The following is a 17,148-nucleotide window of genomic DNA, read 5'->3' on the forward strand; positions in this document are numbered from 1 at the left end:
GATCTCCTCCCGTTCGTCGTTTGTCGTTCTGTCCACTTCGATCTCTCCGACTGCCGTGTGCCTCATCCGGCCGTCAACTTGATACCGATGGTCGTGATGAGCACGTTGACGACGAAGAGCGCCATGAACGCGAACACGACGGTCTGGTTGACCGCGTCGCCGACGCTCTTGGCGCCGCCTTTGACGTTGAGTCCGAGGTAGGCCGCAACCAGGCCGGCGATCATGCCGAACAGTCCTGCTTTGACCATGGAGAGCATGAGCTCACCGAATCCGGTGAGCAGTGTGATGCCGTTGACGAAGGCGCCGGGGTTCACGTCCTGGATGAACACGGAGAAGACGAAACCGCCGAGGATGCCGATGGTGCAGACCAGTCCGTTGAGGAGCAGCGCCACTCCCGTCGACGCGAGTACCCGGGGAACGACCAACCGGTGGATGGGATTGATACCGAGCACCTTCATGGCGTCGATCTCTTCGCGGATGGTTCGGGCCGAGAGGTCTGCGCAGATGGCGGTTGCGCCGGCGCCGGCGACGATCAGCACGGTGACGATGGGGCCGACCTGCGTGACGGTGCCGAGAGCAGCTCCGGCACCACTGAGGTCGGCTGCACCGATCTCGCGCAAGAGAATGTTGATGGTGAAGCTGACAAGCACCGTGAACGGGATCGCGACCAGCACCGTCGGAACCATCGACACTCGGGCCACGAACCAGGCCTGATCGATGAACTCTTGACGCTGGAAGGGGCGGGAGAAGACTGCCCGGAGGGTTTGGGCGGACATCTGAAAGAAGCCACCGACCGCTCGTAATGGCACCTCGACGAGGTCTACCATTCGCCCTCCTCGTCCTTGGTTGCCGCAGTACTGTCTGTTCTCATAGTCCAGCCCCCGACAGCTTGTGACTCAGGTCATATTAACTAGAACGTGTTCACCTGTCAAAAACAAGTGTCCAACTCTAAGAAGTAGCCTCACGGCGCCGATCCGAAACCGGAAGATTCGGAACATGGGAAGCATCCCTTTTCGGCGTGATTTTCGCCGAAATATCCTGGAAATTAATACTTTTGAATGATCGACGCTTCTCGGATCCAAGTTCGAGATTCAGCTATGCGAGAGCCTTGACCGGGCACGCCGATCGAATATCGCATCGTTCACAGGAATGCAAAATTGGAACACAGTCCAGTTTTTTCGAGACCGCTGGTCGCGTTTCAGAACGCAGGCAGATTACCGCGCCCACCGACTCGTGAACACGCTATTTCTACCAGGAAGTGGACACGTAGACCCGCCTATGTGTGAACGACGGTTCTACGTGTCGCGAGCACTGGTCAGCCCAGCGCCCTCAGGGCCGCCGATGCCGAGAACATCTTTGCCGGGTCACGGTCCGCGAAATAGTCACCCATCACTGCTGACAGCGCTTCCGGCGACCAGGAGTCACCGTCTGCGTCGAACCGTTGCTCGACGACGGGCGCCGCCATCAGCGCAACCATCGGGCCGTACACCACGAACACCTGACCGTTGACGGCGTCGGCTGCCGGTGATGCCAGATACGAGACGAGCGATGCCACGTGCTCGGGCGAGAGTGGATCGATGCCGTCGGCCGGCGCGTCTCCGAACACACCTTCGGTCATCGACGTCCGCGCCCGCGGGCAGATCGCGTTGGCCCGAACGCCGTAGCGCGAGAGCCCACGTGCGGCCGACAACGTCAGCGCCGTGATTCCGGCTTTTGCAGCGCCGTAGTTGGGCTGCCCTTCCGGTCCGAGGAGACCCGCCTCCGAAGAGGTATTGACGATGCGCCCGTACACCGGCGCCCCGGCTTCCTTGGATTTCGCCCGCCAGTAGGCAGCGGCGTTGCGGCACAAGAGGAAATGGCCGCGAAGATGAACTTCGAGTACCAGATCCCAGTCTTCGTCCGACATGTTGAACAGCATCCGGTCGCGCACGACACCGGCATTGTTGACGACGATGTCGACACTGCCGAACTGCCCCTGCGCTGCTTCCATCAGTGCGTCCGCAGTAGAACGCTCACCGACGTTGCCTGCCACGAATTCGACCTTGGCGCCCAGGCCGCGGATCTCTTCGAGCGTCGCTTCGACGGCCTCGTTCGGGGCCAGATCGTTGACGACCAACGACGCACCGGCCTTCGCCAGACCGATAGCCTCGAACTTTCCGAGCCCCGATCCGGCACCGGTCACGATGGCGACCTTGCCTTCGAGACTGGTTTCTGGGCTGTTCACAGCATTCATCGAAGCGCTCTCCCGGTTCTCTGCGGTCGTGTGTCGAGTTACCCGGCTCGATTGCCGTGACCCACGAGTTCGCAACTTTAGAACGTGTTCTTGTTTTGGGCAACCATCGTCACGGATGTTCGGTCAGCGCCGCACGCGGGCACTGAGCGATCGCGGAACGGACATCTTCCCAACGATCCTCCGGCGGACGCGCAGAACTGATCACGAGTTCCTCGTTGTCGTCGAGGTCGAAAATATCGGGTGCGATCCCGACGCACACACCGTTTGCCTCGCAACGGTCCAGATCAACCCTGACCTCCATGGCGATTCCTCTTCTCTTCTCACAACTACTGGCGCGAACACGGATACGAAACGAGTGCCGCAGGGCTGTGCCACACACCGTTCCTGGCGATAACACTAGAACCTGTTTCAGTCGTGTGCAATGATTCGAAAAAGTACCGAGAACGGACGTCGAACGATCCGCTGGACACAGCGAAGGCGCCCCTTGTCGCCGATGTACGCATCGATAGAACCTGTGTCAATCGATTGGTTGGCGCTTTGATTCGTATCTCTATGGAGAGGTAACCATGCACATCACCTACACCCCTGAGCAGCAACAGCTCCAGGAGGAGTTGCGTGCCTACTTCGCACAACTGATGACTCCCGAGCGGCGTGAAGCGCTAGCCGCCACGACGGGTGAGTACGGCGAAGGCAATGTGTACCGCGAAGTCGTCGCGCAGATGGGCCAGGACGGCTGGCTCACTCTGGGTTGGCCGAAAGAGTACGGCGGGCAGGAACGCTCCGCGATGGATCAGCTGATCTTCACCGACGAAGCCGCCATCGCCGGTGCGCCCGTGCCATTCCTGACGATCAATTCCGTAGCGCCGACAATCATGCATTTCGGTACGGACGAGCAGAAGGCCTTCTTCCTGCCCAAGATCTCTCGCGGTGAGCTCCACTTCGCGATCGGCTACTCCGAGCCCGAGGCAGGCACCGACCTGGCGTCTCTGCGCACCTCGGCTGTCCGTGACGGCGATGACTACGTCATCAACGGGCAGAAGATGTGGACGAGCCTGATCCAGTACGCCGACTACGTGTGGTTGGCCTGCCGTACCGATCCGGAAGCCAAGAAGCACAAGGGAATCAGCATGCTGATCGTCCCCACCACGGCAGAGGGCTTCTCCTACACCCCGGTTCACACCATGGCCGGCCCCGACACCAGCGCCACCTACTACCAGGACGTACGCGTCCCGGCGTCGTCGATAGTCGGTCAGGAACACGGTGGCTGGGCACTGATCACCAACCAGCTCAACCACGAGCGTGTTGCGCTCACCTCGGCCGGACCGATTCTGACCGCGCAGCGTGAGGTCCGCGAGTGGGCACAGAACACCAAGTTGCCCGACGGCCGACGCATGATCGACCAGGAATGGGTGCAGATCAATCTCGCTCGCGTGCATGCCAAGGCCGAGTACCTGAAGTTGATGAACTGGGAAATTGCCTCCGCAACCGATCATGCTCCCGGACCCGAAGCCGCGTCGGCCAACAAGGTGTTCGGTACCGAATTCGCCACCGAGGCTTACCGCTTGCTGATGGAGATCCTCGGATCCTCCGCCACGATCAGGCAGAACTCCCCCGGCGCTCTTCTGCGTGGCCGCATCGAACGTATGCATCGTTCTTCGCTGATCCTGACGTTCGGCGGCGGTACCAACGAAGTGCAACGCGACATCATCGGAATGACAGCTCTGCGGCTTCCCGCATCGAAGCGATAAGGACCAACGATCATGGAATTCACCCTTACCGAGGCCCAGCAGGACCTGTCCGGTCTGACACGATCCGTCGTCACCGAACTGGTCACCAATGACCGCCTCCGTGAACTCGACGCCGCCGAAGACCGCTTCGACGCCATCTTGTGGAACGCTCTGGCCTCGGCCGGCGTCCTCGGCGCAGCTCTTCCGGAATCGGTGGGCGGCGACGGATTCGGTGTCCTCGAGCAGTGCAGCATCCTGGCCGAACTCGGGCGCGGTGTTGCAGCCGTTCCGTTCCTGACGTCCATCGTCGGATCGGCCGCGGCGATAGCAGAATTCGGCTCGGACCAGCAGCGAGACGAATGGGCGAGCGCTGCCGCCGCCGGCGAGAAGATACTGACCGCGGCCCTCGCCGAGGAATACAACGACGACCCGGCCCACCCCGTCACGCGTGCCGAGAAGACCGCCGACGGCTGGCGCATCGACGGAGCGAAGATCACCGTCGACAGTGCGCCGCTCGCCGATCTGTTCCTCGTCCCCGCCATCACCGAGGACGGCGTCGCGGTCTTCCTCGTCGAACCCTCGGACGCGGGCGTGCGCATCACCAGGCAATCGACCACGGATTTCTCGAGTGCGGCCCTGGTCGAGTTCGATTCGGTGCAGATTCCGGCCGATCGTGTTCTCGGCTCGGTTGCCCAAGGATCCGACATCGCGGCGTGGATCGTCGAAAGAATTCAGCTCGGTTCCAGCGCCTACCAGTACGGGGTGCTCGATCAGGCACTGAAGCTGACCGCCGAATACGCCACCGAGCGTGTGCAGTTCGGCCGTCCGATCGGTAGTTTCCAGGCCGTGGCACAGCGCCTCGCCGACGGATACATCGACGTCAAGGGCGTCCGTCTGACTCTCTGGGCCGCAGCGTGGCGTCTGAGCGAAGGACTTCCGTCCGACGGGGCAGTGCAGACGTCCAAGTTCTGGGCTGCAGATGCGGGACACCGAGTCGGGCACACTGCTGTTCACGTTCACGGCGGCGTGGGTCTGGACGAGGACCATCCCGTTCACCGCTACTTCCTCGCGGCCAAGCATCACGAGTTCCTGCTCGGCAACGCAACGGATCAGCTTCGCGCACTGGGCAAGGAACTTGCCGCAGTTCCTGCCTGAGTGCGTCCCACCGAGTGGAAATCCATGACCTGGTCCGAGACGAATCGATGATGATGCAGCTATGAGTCAGAGCCCCACTGTTTCCGATCTACTCCTCGGAGTCAGCGAGATCGACGACCGCGGTATCCGTTTCGAGGACCAGGTCATCACCTGGCGCGAGCACATTCAAGGCTCGTTCGATCGAGCAGCGCTGCTGGACACGCTGCTCGATCCAACGCGCCCCCGGCATTTCGGTCTTCTGATGGAGAACGTCCCCGAATTCTCGCTATTGCTCGGCGCAGCATCGTTCTCGGGTTCGGTTGCCGCCGGACTGAACACGACCAGGCGCGGCCCGGCATTGGCGCGAGACATTGCGCTCTCCGACTGCCAGGTCATCTTCACCGAGAACAACCAGGCGCATCTACTCGACGACGTCGATCTCGGCGACGTCCGGGTGATCAACGTGGATTCTCCGGCCTGGACGGAATTGTTGGCGCCCTTCGCCGATACGCCCGCCTACGCGTCGACGGCGCAACCCGACGATCTGTTGATGCTCATCTTCACTTCCGGAACCAGCGGTGATCCCAAAGCGGTTCGGTGCACGCACCACAAGTTGGCCTCTCCCGGGGTCATGCTTGCCGATCGCTTCGGGCTCGGCGCCGACGACGTCGTCTACATGGCGATGCCCATGTTCCATTCCAACGCCATGATGGCGGCGTGGACGGTCGCGCTACACGCGCGTGCGGGAATTGCCATGCGACGCAAGTTCTCCGCTTCGGGTTTTCTGCCCGACGTTCACAAGTACGGAATCACGTACTCCAACTACGTCGGAAAGCCGTTGTCCTTCATCGCTTCCACCCCCGAGGTGCCGAACGAGCGGGACAACACCTTGAAGATCATGTACGGCAACGAGGGTTCGGCGCCCGCCGTCGCCACCTTCGTTCGGCGCTTCGATGCCCGCGTCATCGACGGGTTCGGGTCCACCGAGGGCGGTATTTCGATCTCCGCCGCACCGGTTCCCCGGGCCGGCGCCCTGGGACTGCTCCCGGACGGCGTCAAGATCCTCGATCCCGAGACCGGAGCACCCTGCCCGCCTGCCGTCTTCGACGCCGACGGCCGGATCACCAACGCCGACGAGGCCACCGGTGAACTGGTCAACGTCACCGGCCCAGGCACGTTCGCCGGGTACTACAAGAACCCGGAAGCCGACGCCGAGCGAATGCGCAACGGCCAGTACTGGAGTGGCGATCTGGCGTACACCGATGCCGACGGCTACGTCTACTTCGCGGGACGCAGTTCCGGTTGGCTACGCGTGGACGGCGAGAACATCGGCGCCGCACCCATCGAACGCTCCCTGGTCGGTTACCCGGGCTTCGCGCAGGTGTCCGTGTACGCGGTCCCCGACAGCGACGTCGGCGACCGCGTCATGGCGTCGGTGATTCCGGTCGGCGACGTAGACAATTTCGACCCGGTCGCCGTAGCCGAATACATCGACTCCCGGCCGGAACTCGGTCCGAAGCAGAAGCCGACCTTGATCCGAGTGTGCAGTGAGTTCCCGAGAACGGCGACGTTCAAGGTGGTCACTCGAACGCAGAGTGCCGAACGCTGGAACACCTCCGATCCGGTGTGGATCCGCCGGCGCGGAGAATCCGACTTCCAATTACTCACTCCCGAACTGGCACTCGGCCTCGAGAAGACGCGAGAGTCCGTCTAGTCCGGTGTCTCAGTAGCGCTGAGCAAGCGGTTTGTGCGCCGACACCGTTTTGTAGAACTCGGTGAGCCGAAGCTGTGATGCCGCTGCCTCGTCGATTACCACCGTCGCGTGTGGATGCAACTGGAGGACCGATGCCGGGCACACCGCGGCCAGGGGCCCCTCGACGGCAGCGGCAATCGCAGCGGCCTTGTGCTCGCCGGTCGCGATCATCACCAGATGCCGTGCTTCGCAGATAGTTCCGAGGCCCTGGGTGATCACGTGCCGTGGTACGTCGTCCGGACTCTCGAAGAACCGGGCATTGTCGGTTCGAGTCTGTTCCGTCAGCGTCTTGACCCGCGTCCTCGAATTCAGCGAGGACGTCGGTTCGTTGAAACCGATGTGCCCGTTGCCGCCGATGCCCAGGAGTTGTACGTCCACCGGACCATTCGACCCAATCGCCCGGTCGTAGGCTGCCGCGGCGGCAAATGGATCCGGCGCGGTTCCGTCGGGGCTGAATACCCTTGACGCGTCCAGGTCCAGGTGATTCACCAACTCGGTTCGAATCACCTGGGCATACGACTCCGGGTGACCTTCCGGCAGACCGACGTATTCGTCCAACAGGAACGCCTGCAGGCCGACAAAACTCAACCCGTCCTCGCGGTGACGGCGCGCGAGTTCGCGGTACACCGAGAGCGGTGAAGACCCCGTCGCCAGGCCCAAAGTCCGTGCACCTGAATGCACCGCGTGTTCGAAGATGTCGGCAACAACGGTGCCGGCCGCCTCCGCACTGTCGACAATGACAATTTCCATCGGTTGATTCCTCAGCTTTCGGTGTAGTTCATGAGCCAGGTGTCATGAGCCAGTTCCCAGCGGCCATGACGGCGCGGGTTTCGAGTTCGGGACCGGTGACGATCAGATCGGCGCGGCAACCCGGCACGAGATCGCCGACAATTCCGGCCAGCCCCACCAGCGAAGCAGGCGTTGCCGTCGCTGCGATGACAGCCGAAAGCAGATCGACGCCCGCGTGATTGACCGCCCGGCGGACTATGTCCATCAACCGACTCGTCCCGCCGGCGATGGCCGTATCGCCCTGGCCGGCCAAACGCGCCACGCCACCGACCACGTCGACGTCGAGAGGCCCGAGTGGGTAGCGGCCGTCGGGCATTCCGGCGGCAGCCATGGCGTCGGAGACCAACGCGATCTGATGCGGACCGACAAGATCGAACACCGTCGCTACCGTCTCGTCGGCCAGATGTACTCCGTCCCCGACCAACTCGACCACCATCTGTCCTCTGGCGGCCGCGGCAAGACACGCCGCCACTGCGCCGGGAGCGCGATGATGCATCGGAGCCATTCCGTTGAACAGGTGAGTGGCACTGAGCGGTGCATGCGCCGAGTGTGCGATCGAACGGGTCGCGACCGGGTTGGACGCATCTGTGTGTCCGATACTCACGACGGCACCGTGACGTTCCATCAGTGAGGCAAGTTCGTCGAAGTGCGCTGTCTCCGGAGCGATAGTCATCGAGCGAATGTGCCCGCGGCCGGCTTCGAGCAGCGACTCGAGCAGAGCCGGGTCGCCATCGAGAATGCTGTCGGGATCCTGGGCGCCACAACGGAGTACCGAAAGGAATGGACCTTCCAGGTGAATTCCGGCCAGCGTGCCCTCGTCGACCAGTCTTGCCAGGAGTTCGATGCGAGTGCGCAGGATCTCCGGCGGCGCGGAGACGAGCGAGCCGATCACCGAGGTCGTGCCGTTCGTCCGATGGTGATCGGCAGCCGCGGTTGATCCGAACTCGTCTGCCTCGGGGAAACCGAACCCGCCGGCGCCGTGGCAGTGAACATCCACCAACCCCGGAATGATCGTTGTCCCCGCAGCCGCCCGTTCGGGTAACGGGTCGGTTCGCTGCGACGCCGGCCCGGCCCACACCACACGATCACCGGCGATCTCGACAACCCCGTCCGAGAGCAGTCGACCACCGGTCACCAATTGTCCACGCAGAATTTGTCCACGAAGTATCACGACATCACCTGCGGTACAACGGGAACTTCGGTATCTGCGATCGACAACTCACGGAGCACGGCGTCCGCGAGCACGTAGTGCCCATGTTCGTTCGGATGGAACGCGTCAGCCAGGAGCGCCGGCGGTGGGCCCTCGGGAGAATGGGCCGTCCACTGCGCGTAGTGGTCGACGAACACCACGCGCGTCGAGGCGGCTACTTGCCGCACGACCTCGACGTACTGAACCAATCCTGCTCTGGTGGGCGCGTTCTCGACGTCGATCGGCGGCGGCGTCTGCAGGATCGGCACCGCGCCGATCGCTCGCGTCCGGAATATCGTGTCCGAGAGGTCGTCTCGAAACCGTTCCAGTCCTTCGTCGCCGTCCAATGCGTCATTCGTACCGAGCATGATCAACACCACCGAGGGGTCGAACACTTCGATGCGGTGCGCGAAACCTGCACGCACGTCGGAGGATCGATTGCCACTTATTCCGGTGTTGACAAGGACGTGATTGAACAGGGAAAGCTCACCACGGACGCGCTCGGCGCAGTGTTCGACGTAGCTTCGATGACCATCGGTGTGCGTCAATCCCTGAGTGATGCTGTCACCGGTGAAGACCCACCGGATCGGCGTCAACGAGTCTACGAGCAAAGTCTCCAGTCGGATCCGTTCAGCAGTCTTGGACTTCAGAGCCTTCGACGTCGGCGTCATCCCCTCTGCCTTTCGGCGCCCGATACTGCCGCCGCGAACTTCGACGTGATGAACGCCGGGTCCGTGATTGCGGTTCCGACAACCACCGAGTCTGCACCCAGGGCGATGGCGCGTGCCGCATCCTCCGGGCTGTGGTAGCGCCCTTCGGCGATGAGGACCGCATCTGGAAGTGCCTGCCGCAGTTCCGAGATCAGCTCGAGATCCGGACCTGCCAGCCGTCTGCTGTTCTCGGTATATCCCGCGAGTGTGCTGGAGATGACGTCGGCGCCCGCCGCAGCGGCAGCGATACCGTCTTCGAGAGTCCCACAGTCGGCCATGACGAGGCCGCCGCGATCATGGACCGCGTCGACGGTGTCGGCGAATGTCAATCCGTCCGGACGCGTTCGCAGAGTGGCATCGGCGGCCACGATCTGCGCACCGGTATCGACAACTTCGAGAGCTGATTCCCTTGTCGGCGTGATGAACACGCCCTCGGAACCGATCTTCGTCAAACCGATCACCGGTACCTTCACTGCCGACACGACTGCGGCGACATCCGGGGTTCCGCCCACACCGCCACAGCGGATCGCCACTGCTCCTCCGTCGACCGCGGCGCGGGCCATCCTCTCGATGGTCCCGGTGTCACGCAGGGCATGGCCGTGTCCGGCCTGACAGGACACGATCAGCTTTCCGCTGATGATCGTGAGCAACTCTTCGACAGTCACGGTGTTACCTCGATTCGTGTTGCGGCGGCCAGGAGCGCAGCTCCGACGAGCGGCGCATCGGTGCCCAGACGGGCTGGAAGAATGGCGGTTTCGGCAATGGGACCCATCGCTTCCACCCGGAAAGCGGACGTCAGCGGCGACAAGAGGTCGGCTCCGATCTGGGCTGCGCCGCCGCCGATGACGATCACCTCGGGATCGAATGCGGTGGCGACGCCAGCCAGGACTCGGCCGAGCAGAGTACCGGCGTCGGCGACCACGGCACGGGCGATCGGATCGCCCGAGTGCATGAGCGCCACCACTGCCTGCAACGGTTGAGTGGGCACACCCGCCCGCGCTGCGTACTCGGCTGCCATGGCCGGACCGGACGCGACTGCCTCGAGGTGATCGGTTCTGCCGCAACCGCAACCTATCGCCCCGGAGACCGGAACCAGCAGATGCGCGAGTTCGCCGGCTGTTCCGTGGGCACCGTGGTACAGCTGACCGCCCACGGTCAACGCGCCACCGATTCCGGTACCGATCGAGACGAACAGTGCAGAGGTTCGACCGCGACCGGCGCCGATCATGTTCTCGCCGTGGGCCATCGCGCGCACGTCGTTGTCCACCGTCACCGGTAGGCCTGAGTGCGCCTCGAGTTCTCCGCGAACCTCGGCGCCACTCCATCCGGACAGAATGTCGGAGGCGAAGACGACGCGGCCACGCACCCGATCGATGATTCCCGGTGCACCGACTCCGATTCCGGCTACCGTGTGATTCGCCCTCAGACGGTCGACCAACGCGGTAGCGGTCCCGAGAACGGCTTCCCTACCCGCGGTCGGTGTTGCGGCACGAACGGTGTCGATCACGTCTCCGTCGGACGTCACCACCGCGGCAGCCACTTTGGTGCCGCCGATGTCGATACCGATCCATCGCTTCTGCCCAGATGTCATGTCAGAGGAGCCCGGCCCGTTCGAGAACGACCTTGATCGTTGCGGTCTCGGACTCGTCGAGCGAGAGCATCGGGGCGCACATCGTGTTGCCGGTTATGACGCCGCGCAGGGCCAGAGCCGTCTTGAACGCGCCCAGACCCGCGGCACCGGCACTGACGCGACCCGGTGTCGGCGCCTCGACGATGGAGAACAGATCGGTGAGTCGATCCTGCTCGGCCTTCGCTGCGGCCCAGTCTCCTGCCTGCGCGGCGCGCCACAGTCGCACGTAGCCGTGCGGGTCCACGTTGGCCAGGCCGGGCACTGCGCCCGAAGCACCCATCAGCAGGCATCCGTCGACGACTACCTCGTGCCCGGTGAAGACGGCAAAGTTTTCGAGCTCGGCCGACTGACGGAGCAACATACGGAAACTGACGTCGTCGCCGCTCGAATCCTTCACTCCGGCGATGACTCCCTCGCGGCCGAGTTCGACCAGCATTGCCGGGTTGAGCTTGCTGTGGACACGAACCGGCACGTCGTAGGCGAACAACGGAAGATCCACTGCGGCGTGGATGGATCGGAAATGCGTTGCCGTCTCGGCCGCGTCGGTGATCGCATAGAACGGCGCCGTCGCGACGATGGCATCCGCACCCGCTTCGCGCGCCTGCTCGGCGACGGCGATGACCCGGTTGGTGGTCATGTCGTTCACTCCGACGAGGACCGGGACCTGCCCGCCGACGTGACCGATGGCCGTCTGCACCACCTGGGCGCGCTGAGCGTCGGTGAGGTAACCGACCTCACCCGAGGAACCGAGGACGAACAACCCGTCGACTCCGGCTTCGATCTGCAGTGAGAGCAGGCGTTCGAGCGACGTGGTGTCGACCTCGCCCTCGAGCGTCAGGGGCGTGACGATGGGCGGGACGATTCCGCTGAAGGTGGTGGTTTCCGTGCTCATGGGGTCTCCATATGTTGGTTGTCGGATTGAGTTGTGGGTGCGGCTGTCAGGGAGAACTGTCAGGGAGAAACGGAGACCGGCTGACCGCTCGAGGCGGACAGATAAGCAGCGTCGATCACGCGCATCGACGCGCGGGCGTCTGCCACGGTGTAGTCGGGTTCGGTCCGTGTGGGGAGTCGATCGAGCACGTGAGAGAGAAAGCTCGACACCGCGTTGTCCGACCCGAAGCCGCCGATGGGTGATGCGGTCACGTCTCCCGAGGCCGCGAAGTGTGTCACCGCGGGTTTGTCGTCGTCGGAACTTGCGTATCCGTGGGAGCCGAGGACCCGAACCGTCGCGGTATTCGCACCGAAACCCGGTGCTGCGGGGATTCTTCCGACGGTCACCGTCGCAGTGACGCCGTTTTCCAGAGCGAGCGAGATCAACGCTGTGTCTTCCACACCGAATTGCTGGTGGGCGCCGCCGTAGAGCGTGCTCGTCTCGGCGTACACCTCGGTGACGTCCAGACCGGTGAGGTATCTGAGGTAGTCGGCGGCGTATCCGGCGAAGTTCACCACTTCTCCCCCGCCGGACAGCGCCGGATCCACCACAAGTTCGGGACGCTCCACCGAGGTGGCGAAATGTGTTCCGCTTGCCAGGAACTCGATGTCCACGTGGCGCGGCAGTCCGAGACTTCCGGCATCGATCCAGCGGCGCAGTCGTCGCAGCGCAGGTGAATGAGTGCGGTTCACCACCGTACAGATTCGCCCGTTCGACCGTGCGGCTTCCTCCACCGCCGCGGCCTCCGCCTCGTCGACGCCCACCGGCTTGTCCACCAGGACGTCGAGTCCCGCGTCCAATGCGGCAATCGCAAGCCGTGCATGCCTGGTCGGCTCACTGCAGATGATCGCCAGGTCTATCCGTTCGGGGTCGAGGAGCTCGCCGAGTTCGTCGATCCACTCGATGTCTGCGGCCTTTGCCATCGCGATCCCGTCCTCACGAATCCAATCGGGGACCGAGGATTCGTCGGAGGCCCCGACCACGCTCACTCGAGGATCGGAACGCAACAGGTCCGCGTAGGAACCGGCATGCCTGACGCCGCTGACAAATCCGACGCGGATCGAACCGGTGCCGGTCATCGGTGTTCTCCGATCGAGATCGCACCGCCGGTGTCAAGTGATTGCTGGGCAGCGATGGCAGTCGCGAGAGCTGCACGCACCTGCCAGTTCTCGACTATCGGGCTCGCGGAACCGTCGAGTGTGGCGATCCAGTGACGCATCTGATGCGACATCGCGTCCTCGATCGACGACGGCGGCGCGTTGGTCGTGTCCGTCATCAGTCCCGGGTCGTCGCCGGTGTCGTGCGCGAGCGTGCCGGAAGTTCCGGACACCACGATCCGGCGCACCATCTTGCCCGATTGCGGTAGTGCGTAGGCCAATTCGATGAGTGCCAACGATCCGTCCTCGAAGCGAACGGTCAGATGGAAGCTGTCGTGCACGGGCATCCCCGCTGCGAAGGTGGGGAAACTACGAGCGAACACGCGGATCGGACGACGACCGATCAGCCACGTCACCAGATCGAGTGCGTGGGTTCCGTTGTGAACGGGGTGACCACCCGAGCGTTCCTTGTCGTGTTGCCAGCCTCGCCAGCCCCCTGGCCAGACGTGGCCGGTGTACCAACTGAGGTGGATCAACCGGGGGTCCCCGATGGCGCCTCGTGCAACCGAGTTTCCGATCGAGGTGATCGACGGCTGGAATCGTACGGTCTGTCCGACCATCAGAGACGTGCCGCCACCTTCGGTGGCCTCGACCATCGCGTCGAAGTCCGCGACTGTCAGCGCAGCCGGCTTCTCCACGTGCACATGCTTTCCCGCGCGGCCGGCGGCTATCGTCACAGGCGCATGGTCGGGAGTGGCTCCGACGACGTTGACCGCGTGCACCGTCGGGTCTGCGAGAATCTTCGCCAGATCGGTACTGGCCTTCGCGCCCGGCGCCAATGCCGCAACCGATGCGGCCCGGTCCATGTCACTGCCGAATACGTAGGCGACTTCGACCGATGGAATGCGCGCCAGAGCGCTGACGTGATCCCGGGCGATTCCGCCACTGCCGATGACGGCTACACGCACGGTCACTTCGCACTTCCCGACAGCGCTGCCGGTTCGCCGCCACCAAGTCGCACCTGTTCGGCGACGACGAGTGCGCGTTCGCGTGCGTATGTCAACGGCGAGTCGGCATCAGCCTTGCCGTCGAGAACTGCTGCCATCTCGTCGATTTCGTGGCGAATCGCAGCCTGCATCCACAGCGAGGATCCACCGTTGCCCGAGTTGTACTTCTGCGTCCTGCTGGCAGCGTCGATCAACGATTGGTTCTCGGCGTCGAGGTCGAAGATCGGCCACGACTCTTCGACCCGTCCCCCGCGCAGTCGGCTGACCCGGCCGGTGTGGAAGTCCGCGTGGACCGAGCCTTCGGCGGCATCGACCGTCAGCTCCCACGACGAAGTGTGTGAACGCGTCGAGATGGTGTGTCTGCCGATCGCGCCGCCGGCGAACGACACCACTGTGTTGCGGAAGCCGTCGTCCGCGGTGGCGATGCTCGACACGGCAGTCACCTCGCCGCCGAGCCAGCACATCAGGTCCAGTTCGTGAATCTCGTGAGTCAGTTCTCCACCCGTCCGGCTCTTGTCGAGCTTCCACCACTGTGGATCTGCGCCGCCGGTGTCGATCCATCGTGAGCGAGACGTTTCGATCGCAGCGACCTCGCCGAGCTCTCCCGAGGTCAGCAGGTCCGCCAGACGTCGTACACCCGGCATCATCCGCATGATGTGACCGACCATCAACGGCGAACCGCTCGCGTCGGCGCTCGCGATCATGTTCTGCGCATCGACCAATTCGACGGCGAGTGGCTTCTCGACAAAAACTGCCTTGCCGTGCTCGAGTGCCGCGATGGCAGGTTCGGCGTGCGCGTGATTGGGCGTCGCGACGACAACGAGGGCCAACTCCGGGTGAGCGGCCACCACGTCGTGGTCGTCTGTCGGGGTTGCCGAGAACTCTGCGGCGACGTCCTTAGCCCGCTCGAAGTCACGGTCGCACAGCATCGCCAGTTCGAAACGTGGATGGGCAGCCAGCTCGCTAGCGAGGGAACTACCGAAGAATCCGCAACCGACCACACCGACTTTGTATCGGGTCATGAAGTCTCCAAAGATTGGATGAGGGATGTCCTATGTTATACGGGCGGCGCCTTCACCCGTCAATTCGACTTCGGTAACACAGTCTTCATCTATGCAGGTAAACGCACTATTTTTGATTCCAAACCTCTCGGAACTCGAAGTTCCGCGGCGCGAGTTCCGAAGATTCTCTAGACGCTTTCTGATCCACAATGTAAGTTACGCAACATCGGACGTCGAACATAGGACATCCCCTATCCACTCCCCCGATGTCCCGCTCCCCGCCTTGGAGGCCGCCTTGAAGAACGAACGACCGCTGAGCTCCGCGTTCACCCGCCGAGACCTGTTCCGGTACACCGGGCTGTTGGGAGCTGCAGCAGGTATCACCGCGACTCTCGCGGCTTGTGGCGGCGGCCCGTCGTCGACCTCGGTAGTCGGCGGTTCCGCGAGCACCGGCGATCTGACCACCGCCATCGGATACGGCAACGACCAGAGCTTCGACCCGATGCAGACTGCATCCGGTTTCCTCATGGCGGCCGTCAACCACGTCTACGAGGGACTGCTCGAAAACGATCCCGGCACCGGTGAGACGTATGCGGCGCTCGCACAAGCCGTCCCGACCGACGCCACCGCCTCGAGCTGGACCATGAAGATCCGCGACGGTGCAACCTGGCACGACGGCACTCCGGTCACCTCGGACGACGTCGTCTTCACCTTCGACCGCATCCTCGATCCACAGCAGAACGTACTGATCCGCTCCTTCTTCTCCTCCTGGTTGCAGTCCGTCACCAAGGTCGACGACCAGACGGTGACCCTGAACTTCAACTACCCGTTCAGCGCTGCCGCACAGCGTCTCTCGATCGCCAAGATCATGCCCAAGCACGTCTTCGACGGTCATTGGGACGAGGCCAAGTCCGGCGCGCTGGTCGTCGGTTCCGGTCCGTACAAGCTCAAGAGCCACACCCCCAAGAGCAACACAGCTTTCGAGGCCTACGAGGCGTACAACGGGCCGCGTCCGGCCAACTTCGCGACGATGAACTGGCTGTCCATCGTCGACACTTCCTCACGCATCGCACGCGTCTCGGGCAACAATGCCGGTGCACAACTCGCCGACAACATCCCCGTCGCCAACGTCCCCACGCTGACCTCCGGCGGGCGCACCGTCGAGGGCAACCCGGGCATGAACCTCATGTACCTGCTCTTCGACACCACTCAGGCACCGTTCGACGACGTTCGTGTTCGCCAGGCGATGTTCTATGCGATCAACACCCCGAAGATGATCGAGATCGCCCTCGGCGGCAAGGCAGCACCGGCCACGAGTTACCTGTACGAGCGCAACCCCGACTACTCGCGGGCGTCCACCGTCTACTCGTACGATCCGGACAAGGCCCGCTCACTCCTCGCTTCCGCCGGTGTCAGTGGCCTCGACCTGACGCTGCTCTCCACCAACGTCAGCTGGTTGGCCGACTGCTTGCCGACCATCAAAGAGTCCTGGGACGCAGTCGGATTCAACACGACGCTCGAACCGCAGGACACCAGCGCCATGGTGAGCAAGCTCAACAGCGGCCAGAAGTTCCAGATCGCAGCGGGTACGTCCAACCCCCAGGCATTCGGCAGCGACGTCGACCTCCTCGTCCGCTACACGTACAGCAAGGGCGGCTTGTGGACGAAGACCTACGCCAAGTGGGACGACACCCCCGAGGCGCAGAAGATCTACGCCACCATGGACGAAGCCACCCGCGAGACCGACCCGGCAAAGCGCAGCACCCTCGTGCAGTCGTACCTGAACCAGATCGCCGAAAATGCTGTCTACTACCCGGTTCTCCATCAGGAACTCCTGACTGCGTGGGATCCGAAGAAGATCGCCGACGTCACTCCGCTGCCGTACCCCGGCGTCAACCTGCTTCAGGCGAAGCCGGCCTGATACCCGCGCGCTCGGCCGTTTCCCAC

At 63.3% G+C, this 17,148-nt stretch carries 16 protein-coding genes; 4 read left to right on the plus strand and 12 right to left on the minus strand.

Annotation, left to right across the window (positions count from 1 at the left end):
* Positions 1–62 precede the first annotated feature (62 nt).
* From V3587_RS10615 to V3587_RS10625, 3 genes are all read right to left on the minus strand, one after another.
* Positions 63–827, minus strand: a complete 765-nt coding sequence (locus tag V3587_RS10615) for an MlaE family ABC transporter permease (RefSeq protein ID WP_003945687.1) — start codon at positions 825–827, stop codon at positions 63–65.
* Positions 828–1,315: 488 nt separating this feature from the next.
* A complete protein-coding gene (locus tag V3587_RS10620) occupies positions 1,316–2,233 on the minus strand; it encodes a 3-oxoacyl-ACP reductase (RefSeq protein WP_124568820.1) in 918 nt (305 codons plus the stop codon).
* Positions 2,234–2,342: 109 nt separating this feature from the next.
* A complete protein-coding gene (locus V3587_RS10625; protein ID WP_033232296.1) occupies positions 2,343–2,534 on the minus strand; it encodes a ferredoxin in 192 nt (63 codons plus the stop codon).
* Positions 2,535–2,799: 265 nt separating this feature from the next.
* On the opposite strand from V3587_RS10625, the gene V3587_RS10630 reads away from it, so the two are divergent.
* From V3587_RS10630 to V3587_RS10640, 3 genes are all read left to right on the plus strand, one after another.
* The gene (locus V3587_RS10630; protein ID WP_003945878.1) at positions 2,800–3,981 is read left to right on the plus strand and encodes an acyl-CoA dehydrogenase family protein; all 1,182 of its coding nucleotides are present in this window, start codon (positions 2,800–2,802) and stop codon (positions 3,979–3,981) included.
* A 12-nt stretch (positions 3,982–3,993) separates the two neighbouring features.
* On the plus strand, positions 3,994–5,115 hold the full coding sequence (locus V3587_RS10635; RefSeq protein WP_283376594.1) for an acyl-CoA dehydrogenase family protein: 1,122 nt from the start codon (positions 3,994–3,996) through the stop codon (positions 5,113–5,115).
* Positions 5,116–5,176: 61 nt separating this feature from the next.
* Positions 5,177–6,808 carry a long-chain-fatty-acid--CoA ligase gene (locus tag V3587_RS10640; protein ID WP_283376593.1) on the plus strand — a complete coding sequence of 544 codons (1,632 nt, stop codon included), beginning with the start codon at positions 5,177–5,179 and terminating at the stop codon, positions 6,806–6,808.
* Positions 6,809–6,817: 9 nt separating this feature from the next.
* On the opposite strand, the gene nagB is transcribed toward V3587_RS10640, so the two are convergent.
* From nagB to V3587_RS10685, 9 genes are read right to left on the minus strand one after another with little or no spacing between them, the layout of a single operon-like run.
* Complete coding sequence (gene nagB, locus V3587_RS10645; RefSeq protein WP_166813759.1) at positions 6,818–7,597, minus strand: glucosamine-6-phosphate deaminase; 780 nt, start codon at positions 7,595–7,597, stop codon at positions 6,818–6,820.
* Positions 7,598–7,625: 28 nt separating this feature from the next.
* Positions 7,626–8,807: an N-acetylglucosamine-6-phosphate deacetylase gene (locus V3587_RS10650; protein WP_283376592.1), complete on the minus strand. Its 1,182-nt coding sequence runs from the start codon at positions 8,805–8,807 to the stop codon at positions 7,626–7,628.
* A complete protein-coding gene (locus V3587_RS10655) occupies positions 8,804–9,496 on the minus strand; it encodes an SGNH/GDSL hydrolase family protein (RefSeq protein WP_283376591.1) in 693 nt (230 codons plus the stop codon). The genes V3587_RS10650 and V3587_RS10655 overlap by 4 nt, the downstream gene beginning before the upstream one ends.
* Positions 9,493–10,200, minus strand: coding sequence for an N-acetylmannosamine-6-phosphate 2-epimerase (locus tag V3587_RS10660; RefSeq protein ID WP_095973530.1), 708 nt, complete (start codon positions 10,198–10,200; stop codon positions 9,493–9,495). The genes V3587_RS10655 and V3587_RS10660 overlap by 4 nt, the downstream gene beginning before the upstream one ends.
* A complete protein-coding gene (locus V3587_RS10665; protein ID WP_095973531.1) occupies positions 10,197–11,126 on the minus strand; it encodes an ROK family protein in 930 nt (309 codons plus the stop codon). The genes V3587_RS10660 and V3587_RS10665 overlap by 4 nt, the downstream gene beginning before the upstream one ends.
* Before the next feature lies 1 nt (position 11,127).
* A complete protein-coding gene (locus tag V3587_RS10670) occupies positions 11,128–12,057 on the minus strand; it encodes a dihydrodipicolinate synthase family protein (protein ID WP_095973532.1) in 930 nt (309 codons plus the stop codon).
* 59 nt (positions 12,058–12,116) lie between these two features.
* The gene (locus tag V3587_RS10675) at positions 12,117–13,175 is read right to left on the minus strand and encodes a Gfo/Idh/MocA family protein (protein WP_235171335.1); all 1,059 of its coding nucleotides are present in this window, start codon (positions 13,173–13,175) and stop codon (positions 12,117–12,119) included.
* Positions 13,172–14,167: a Gfo/Idh/MocA family protein gene (locus V3587_RS10680; RefSeq protein ID WP_283376590.1), complete on the minus strand. Its 996-nt coding sequence runs from the start codon at positions 14,165–14,167 to the stop codon at positions 13,172–13,174. Before V3587_RS10680 ends, V3587_RS10675 begins: the two co-directional genes overlap by 4 nt.
* The gene (locus V3587_RS10685; protein ID WP_283376589.1) at positions 14,164–15,222 is read right to left on the minus strand and encodes a Gfo/Idh/MocA family protein; all 1,059 of its coding nucleotides are present in this window, start codon (positions 15,220–15,222) and stop codon (positions 14,164–14,166) included. The genes V3587_RS10680 and V3587_RS10685 overlap by 4 nt, the downstream gene beginning before the upstream one ends.
* 274 nt (positions 15,223–15,496) lie before the next feature.
* On the opposite strand from V3587_RS10685, the gene V3587_RS10690 reads away from it, so the two are divergent.
* Entirely contained in the window at positions 15,497–17,122 is a 1,626-nt protein-coding gene (locus V3587_RS10690) for an ABC transporter substrate-binding protein (RefSeq protein WP_235171332.1), read from the plus strand.
* Positions 17,123–17,148 lie beyond the last annotated feature (26 nt).

Source organism: Rhodococcus sp. IEGM 1306, from assembly GCF_036541985.1.
Classification (GTDB): domain Bacteria; phylum Actinomycetota; class Actinomycetes; order Mycobacteriales; family Mycobacteriaceae; genus Rhodococcus_F; species Rhodococcus_F qingshengii.

Coding starts and splice junctions, on each gene's coding strand:
- V3587_RS10670 (WP_095973532.1), bottom strand. CDS start 12,057: ATGAGCACGGAAACCACCACCTTCAGCGGAATCGTCCCGCCCATCGTC.
- V3587_RS10675 (WP_235171335.1), bottom strand. CDS start 13,175: ATGACCGGCACCGGTTCGATCCGCGTCGGATTTGTCAGCGGCGTCAGG.
- V3587_RS10640 (WP_283376593.1), top strand. CDS start 5,177: ATGAGTCAGAGCCCCACTGTTTCCGATCTACTCCTCGGAGTCAGCGAG.
- V3587_RS10655 (WP_283376591.1), bottom strand. CDS start 9,496: ATGACGCCGACGTCGAAGGCTCTGAAGTCCAAGACTGCTGAACGGATC.
- V3587_RS10685 (WP_283376589.1), bottom strand. CDS start 15,222: ATGACCCGATACAAAGTCGGTGTGGTCGGTTGCGGATTCTTCGGTAGT.
- V3587_RS10625 (WP_033232296.1), bottom strand. CDS start 2,534: ATGGAGGTCAGGGTTGATCTGGACCGTTGCGAGGCAAACGGTGTGTGC.
- V3587_RS10635 (WP_283376594.1), top strand. CDS start 3,994: ATGGAATTCACCCTTACCGAGGCCCAGCAGGACCTGTCCGGTCTGACA.
- V3587_RS10665 (WP_095973531.1), bottom strand. CDS start 11,126: ATGACATCTGGGCAGAAGCGATGGATCGGTATCGACATCGGCGGCACC.
- V3587_RS10630 (WP_003945878.1), top strand. CDS start 2,800: ATGCACATCACCTACACCCCTGAGCAGCAACAGCTCCAGGAGGAGTTG.
- nagB (WP_166813759.1), bottom strand. CDS start 7,597: ATGGAAATTGTCATTGTCGACAGTGCGGAGGCGGCCGGCACCGTTGTT.
- V3587_RS10620 (WP_124568820.1), bottom strand. CDS start 2,233: ATGAATGCTGTGAACAGCCCAGAAACCAGTCTCGAAGGCAAGGTCGCC.
- V3587_RS10615 (WP_003945687.1), bottom strand. CDS start 827: ATGGTAGACCTCGTCGAGGTGCCATTACGAGCGGTCGGTGGCTTCTTT.